This is a genomic window from Streptomyces sp. NPDC053513 (assembly GCF_044544765.1).
GTDB lineage: Bacteria > Actinomycetota > Actinomycetes > Streptomycetales > Streptomycetaceae > Streptomyces > Streptomyces litmocidini.
This window is the reverse complement of the sequence record NZ_JBITXP010000009.1, coordinates 370,597-377,051: the sequence shown is the minus strand read 5'-3', so window position 1 is coordinate 377,051 and position 6,455 is coordinate 370,597. Positions and strand designations below refer to the sequence as shown.

General features: G+C 76.6%; 4 protein-coding genes. 2 read left to right on the top strand and 2 right to left on the bottom strand.

Annotated features, from left to right (window positions below):
• The first annotated feature begins 120 nt into the window (after nt 1–120).
• Complete coding sequence (locus ACIGW4_RS18920) at nt 121–777, top strand: response regulator transcription factor (protein ID WP_359590027.1); 657 nt, start codon at nt 121–123, stop codon at nt 775–777.
• Nucleotides 770–2,419 (top strand): sensor histidine kinase, encoded by a 1,650-nt coding sequence (locus tag ACIGW4_RS18915; protein ID WP_399581626.1) that lies wholly within the window; start codon nt 770–772, stop codon nt 2,417–2,419. The genes ACIGW4_RS18920 and ACIGW4_RS18915 overlap by 8 nt, the downstream gene beginning before the upstream one ends.
• A 39-nt stretch (nt 2,420–2,458) precedes the next feature.
• Here ACIGW4_RS18915 and glgP read toward each other — a convergent pair whose 3' ends face one another.
• Nucleotides 2,459–5,023, bottom strand: a complete 2,565-nt coding sequence (glgP, locus tag ACIGW4_RS18910) for an alpha-glucan family phosphorylase (protein ID WP_359590029.1) — start codon at nt 5,021–5,023, stop codon at nt 2,459–2,461.
• A gap of 98 nt (nt 5,024–5,121) precedes the next feature.
• Complete coding sequence (locus ACIGW4_RS18905) at nt 5,122–6,441, bottom strand: FAD-dependent monooxygenase (RefSeq protein WP_399581623.1); 1,320 nt, start codon at nt 6,439–6,441, stop codon at nt 5,122–5,124.
• Between the last annotated feature and the right edge of the window lie 14 nt (nt 6,442–6,455).

The window sequence follows — 6,455 nt, the reverse complement described above, 5'->3', positions numbered from 1 at the left end:
CAAACAAACCCCCCCCCCCCCCCCCCCCCCCCCCCCCCCCCCCCCGGGGGGGGGGGGCCGGGGGCGCCCCCCCCCCGGGGCCCCCCCCCGCGTCCGCGCACCCTGCATACCCTGGTCGGCATGATCAGGGTGCTGCTCGCCGACGACGAGACGATGATCCGGGCCGGGGTGCGGGCCATCCTCGCCACCGACCCCGGGATCGAGGTGGTGGCCGAGGCCGGGGACGGACACGAGGCCGTCGAGCTCGCCCGCGAGCACCGACCGCACGTCGTCCTGCTCGACATCCGGATGCCCCGGCTCGACGGCCTCGGCGCGGCCGAGGAACTGCGCGGGGCGGTGCCGGACGCGGCCGTCGTCATGCTCACCACCTTCTCCGAGGACGCCTACATCGCGCGGGCGCTCGGCAGCGGCGTCAGCGGCTTCCTCCTCAAGTCCGGAGACCCGCGCGAACTGATCGCCGGGGTCCGGGCCGTGGCCGGGGGCGGCGCGGCCCTCTCCCCCACGGTCGCCCGGCGGGTCATCGACACCCTCGGCGGCGAGCGGTTCACCCGCGCGGCCGAGGCGCGGACCCGGCTGGAACCCCTCACGGGCCGGGAGCGGGAGGTCGTCGCCCTCCTCGGCGCCGGGCTCTCCAACCAGGAGATCGCCGGCCGCATGCACGTCGTCGAGGGCACCGTGAAGGCGCACGTGAGCGCCGTCCTCGGCAGGCTCGGCCTGCGCAACCGGGTCCAGCTCGCGGTCCTGGCGTACGAGGCGGGCCTGGTCCCCGATGCGTGAGCGCCTCTTCGACCTGGGGCTGTGGCTGCTCCTCTGCCTGCCCGTCCTGCTGAAGTCGGACCCGGACGACGGTGGGAGCTGGACCCGGGTCGCCGTCGGCGTGGCGGCCCTCGCGGGCTGTGTCGCGGCCGGCCGGCGGTGGCCGCTGGTGCCGATCGCGGTCGTGGTCGCGGCGAGCCTGCCCCTGAGTCCGGAGCTGTTCACCCCCTCGTACAGCCTGGCGCTCGTCGCCTTCGGCTATCTGGCGGGCCGGCGGCAGGAGCAGACCCGGGCGGCGCTGTGGCTGTTCGGCGCGATCGCGGCGGCGGGGCTGGCCCTGACGGTCGTCGCGCACGCCTCCCTCGGCCAATGGTTCACGCTGCTGCTGTCGCTGGCCCTCGCGATCGTGGCGCCCTGGCTGATCGGCCGCTACATGCGCCAGTACGACCGGCTGGTGCGCAGCGGCTGGGAGCTGGCCGACCGGATGGAGCGGGAGCAGGCGGCCGTCGCCGACCGGGAACGGCTGCGGGAGCGCTCCCGGATCGCGGGCGACATGCACGACTCCCTCGGCCACGACCTGGCCCTGATCGCGGTCCGCGCGGGTGCCCTGGAGGTCGATCCGGCGCTCGGCCCGGCCCAGCAGCACGCGGCCGGGGAGCTGCGGCGCGCGGCGGCGGACGCGACGGCCCGGCTGCGGGACATCATCGGCGTCCTGCGCGAGGGCGACGCCGGGGCGCCGACGACGCCGCCCGGGGAGACGGTCGAGGACCTGACGGCCCGCGCCCGGGCCTCGGGGCTGGCCGTCACGCTCGCCACGACCCCGGTGCCGAAGCTGCCGGGGATGTCGGGCCTCGCCCTGCACCGGGTGGTCCAGGAGGGCCTGACGAACGCGGCGAAGCACGCGCCGGGCGCGGCGGTCTCGGTCACGGTCGCGGAGGAGGGGACGAGCGTGCGGGCCCGGGTGGTGAGCGGCCCCGGCACCCCGCCGGACGGAACGGCGCCGACGGGCCGGGGCACCGGGGGCACGGCGCAGAGGGGACACGCCTCCCGCACCCCCTCGGGAACGGACCTCGCCCCCGGCGGCACGGCACGGAAGAACCAGGCCCCCGCCGACTTCACACGCCCGGCCCCCGCCCCCGGAGGTACCGGCGGGACCGGCCTCGTCGGGCTCGACGAGCGGGTGCGGCTCGTGGGCGGGTCGCTGGCGCACCGGGTCACCGGGGACGGCGGTTTCGTCCTGGAGGCCGTCCTGCCCCGAAACGCCCCGGCGCCGCTGCCGGCCGCGCCGCGCTCCGCGCGGGAGCTGGACCGGGCCCGCCGCGAGGTCCGCAAGGGCCTCGCGCGGGCGATCTGGATCCCGCTCGCGCTCCTCGCCGGTCTGGGCCTGCTGATGGTGGGCGTCGCCCTGTGGACGCAGGCCCGGTCGTACCTGGAGCCGGAGGACTACGCCCGGATGCGGGTCGGGCAGTCGCTCGCGGAGCTCGCCGAGGTCTCCGACGGGCTGCCCGACCGCCCGCTGGACGGCCGGCCGCAGCGCGCCCCGGCGGAACCGGCCGGCATGGACGAGTGCCGGTACTACCGGTCCACCCTGCTGGCCGCGATCCCGGTGTACCGGCTGTGCTTCGTCGACGGGCACCTCGCCGACAAGGCGAAGGTGCCGTAGGGAACGGTCCCGCGGAGAACGGCCCCGCAGCGGACCCGGCTACCTCAGGAGCACCCCCGCCCCCTCCCCCGTCGTCTCCGACGGCAGGGCCACGAGGCCGAGCTCGGCCGGCCGGGCGAGCAGCGGATGGGCGGGCAGGACGCGGACCGTGCAGCCGAAGGAGCCCGTCCGGTCGAGCTCCAGGGTGCCCGCGTAGGGCTGCCGCCCCTCCAGGTCGGGGCCGCCGGCCGGCTTGAGGGTGACGGTCCGGGTGGCGGTGAGGGTGTCGTCGGCGTCGACGCGGCCGGTGACGGCCTGGACCTCGACGTCGTCGGGGCCGAGCGAGCCGAGCGCCACCCGGACCCGGACGACGGGCGTGGCGCCCAGCTCCGCGTCGGCGAGGTCGTCCGCGAGCCCGTCGCCGACCTCGACGTGGTCGACGGCCACCCCGGGCCAGGCCTGCCGGACCCGGGCCTTCCAGGCGGCGAGGTCCCGCGCCCGGGGCGGGGTGAGGGCCCGGTGGGCGCCGGCGGCGGGCACGTACAGCTTCTCGACGTACTCGCGGACCATCCGGTCGGCGAGGACCTTCGGGCCGAGGTCGGCGAGGGTGCGCCGGACCATGGCCGTCCAGGCGGCCGGCACGCCGTCGGGGCCCCGGTCGTAGAAGCGGGGGGCGACGCGGCGTTCGATCAGTTCGTAGAGGGCGGCGGCCTCCAGGTCGTCGCGGCGGTCCTCGTCGGCGGCGGCCGCGCCGTCGGCGGTGGGGATGGCCCAGCCGAACTCGGGCCGGAACCACTCGTCCCACCAGCCGTCGAGCACGGAGAGGTTGAGGCAGCCGTTGAGGGCGGCCTTCATGCCGCTGGTGCCGCAGGCCTCCAGGGGACGCAGGGGGTTGTTGAGCCAGACGTCGCAGCCGGGGTAGAGGCCGCGGGCCATCTCCATGCCGTAGTCGGGCAGGAAGACGATCCGGTGCCGGACGCGGGGGTCGTCGGCGAAGCGGACGAGTTCCTGCACGAGCCGTTTCCCGCCGTCGTCGGCGGGGTGGGCCTTGCCGGCGACGACGAGCTGCACGGGCCGCTCGGGGTGGAGGAGGAGGGCCCGCAGCCGGTCCTTGTCCCGCAGCATCAGGGTGAGCCGCTTGTACGAGGGGACGCGGCGGGCGAAGCCGATGGTGAGGACGTCGGGGTCGAGGACGGACTCGGTCCAGCCGAGCTCGGCGGCGGCCGCGCCGCGCTGCCGCCAGGAGGCCCGCAGCCGCTCCCGTACGTCGGCGACGAGCCGCTCGCGGAGGGTGCGGCGCAGCTCCCACAGCTCCTGGTCGCTCGCGTCCGGGGAGAGCCGGCCGACCTCGGGGGCGACCCAGGTGGGGGCGTGGACGCCGTTGGTGACGGAGGTGATCGGCACCTCGTCGGCGTCGAAGCCGGGCCAGAGCCCGGCGAACATGGAGCGGCTGACGGCGCCGTGGAGGGTGGAGACGCCGTTGGCGCGCTGGGCGAGGCGCAGGCCCATGGCGGCCATGTTGAAGACGTGGGGTTCGCCGCCGAGCGGGGTCTCGTCGCCGAGGGCGAGGATCCGGCCGAGGTCGACGCCGGGGAGGGCGCCGTCGTCGCCGAGGTGGCGGGCGACGAGGGCCCGGTCGAAGCGGTCGATGCCGGCGGGGACGGGGGTGTGGGTGGTGAAGACGGTTCCGGCCCGGACGGTCTCCAGGGCACTGTCGAAGTCGAGTCCCTCGCCCTGGAGTTCGCGGACGCGTTCGAGGCCGAGGAAGCCGGCGTGGCCCTCGTTGGTGTGGAAGACCTCGGGGGCGGGGTGGCCGGTGAGCCGGGTGTAGGTGCGGACGGCGCGGACGCCGCCGATGCCGAGGAGCATCTCCTGGAGGAACCGGTGCTCGCTGCCGCCGCCGTACAGGCGGTCGGTGACGGACCGTTCGCCGGGGGCGTTCTCCTCGACGTCGGAGTCGAGCATGAGGAGCGGGACGCGGCCGACGCGGGCGATCCACAGGTGGGCGTGGAGGCTGCGGCCGCCGGGGAGGGCGAGGGTGATGCGGGCGGGGGTGCCGTCGGCCTCGCGGAGGAGGGTGACCGGCAGTTCGCCGGGGTCGAGGACGGGGTACTGCTCCTGCTGCCAGCCGTCCCGGCCGAGGGACTGCCGGAAGTAGCCGTGCCGGTAGAGCAGGCCGACGCCGATGAGGGGGACGCCGAGGTCGCTGGCGGACTTGAGGTGGTCGCCGGCGAGGATGCCGAGGCCGCCGGAGTACTGGGGCAGGGCGGCGGCGACGCCGAACTCGGGCGAGAAGTAGGCGACGGCGGCCGGGGCGTCGCCGGTCAGACCCTGGTACCAGCGGGGGGCGTGCAGATAGTGGTCGAGGTCCTCGGCGGCGGCGCGCAGCCGGGCCAGGAAGTCCTGGTCGGCGGCGAGCGCGGCGAGCCGGGGCGCTTCGAGGGCGCCGAGGACCCGGACGGGATCGGCGCCGGCCGGCGCCGCCGCGGAGGGGGGGTCGAGGGATGCGAAGAGCTCCCGGGTGGGCTCGTGCCAGGACCAGCGCAGGTTGTGGGCGAGGTCGGCGAGGGGTCGAAGGGTGTCGGGGAGGACGGGACGCACGGTGAATCGACGGATTGCCTTCACGTTGTCCACCTTCGCAGGCGAGTACGGAGCGGAGCGGGCGCACCACGCTGTGTGCCACCAAGACGGTAGGGCCTGCCGGGCCGGCGGGCCACGGGGCGTCAGGGGGCGGGCACCGCCACGTCGTACGGGGAGCCCTGGTTGACGGTGGCCGGGTCGAAGGCGCCGGTGGCGGCGTACCGGCCGGCGATGGCGGCGAGTTCCTCGGCGGGGATGACCTGGTGGATGTCGGTGAAGCCGTGCGGGGCGCGGGCGTGGGCGAGGTCGATGACGACCTCGGGGCCGAGGCTCCGGTTGGCGTGCTGGAGGGCGGTCATGGCGGGGCGGCGTTCGCGCTCGTAGGCGGCGAGGCCCTCGGCGGGGTCGTCGGGGTGCCGGGCGAGGGCGTGGGCGAGGGCGCGGGCATCGACGATCGACTGGGTCGCCCCGTTGGAGCCGATGGGGTACATGGCGTGGGCGGCGTCGCCGATGAGGGTCGTGCGGCCGTGGGTCCACCGGTCGAGGGGGTCGCGGTCGACCATCGGGTACTCGTGGGCGGTGTCGGCGGCGCGCAGGACGGCGGGGACGCTGACGCCGTCGAACTCCCAGCCCTCGTAGTGCGGGAGGAAGGTCTCGACGGGGACGGCGCGGTTCCAGTCGCCCCGCAGCCGCTCCTCGCCGCAGGCGGCCGGGGTGTCGGCGGGACGGGCGAGCGCCCAGTTGACGAGGACCTCGCGGCCGGGTCCGGTGGGCCGGCCCATGGGGTAGACGACGGCCTTCTGCCGGTCGTCGCCCGCGATGAGCATGAAGGAGCCCACGGCCCGGGCGGGCATCCGGGACACGCCCCGCCACACGAGCATCCCGTTCCACGGGGGGCCGCCCTCGGCCGGGTTGAGGGCAGCGCGGACGGCGGAGCGGATGCCGTCGGCGCCGACGAGGACGTCCGGTTCGAGGGAGGCCCGGCCCCGGACGGGTCCGTCCCGGTGCTCCAGGCGCAGCCGGGGCCGCCCGCCCGGGAGCGGTTCGACACCGGTCACCCTGACGCCGGTGACCAGGGCCGCGGTGCCGAGCCGGGCGCGGACGGCGCCGGCCAGGACCTGCTGGAGGTGGCCGCGGTGGACGGACAGCTGGGGCCAGCGGTAGCCGGCGCCGAAGCCGCGGGGTTCCCGGGATATGAGGCCGCCCGAGCGGTGGTAGTAGCGCAGTTCGCGGGTGCGCAGGGCGCCGGCCTCCAGGGCGTCGAGGAGGCCGAGGGCGTCGAGTTCGCGGACGGCGTTCGGCATCAGGTTGAGCCCGGCGCCGACGGGGCGGACGGCCGCGGCGGCCTCGACGACGGTGACCCGCTCGAATCCGGCGGCGTGCAGCGCGAGGGCGGCGGTGAGACCGGCGATGCCGCCGCCGGCGATGAGGACGTGGGGGCCGTGGCCGGTGTGGGGGGACATGGCGGGTGCTCCTT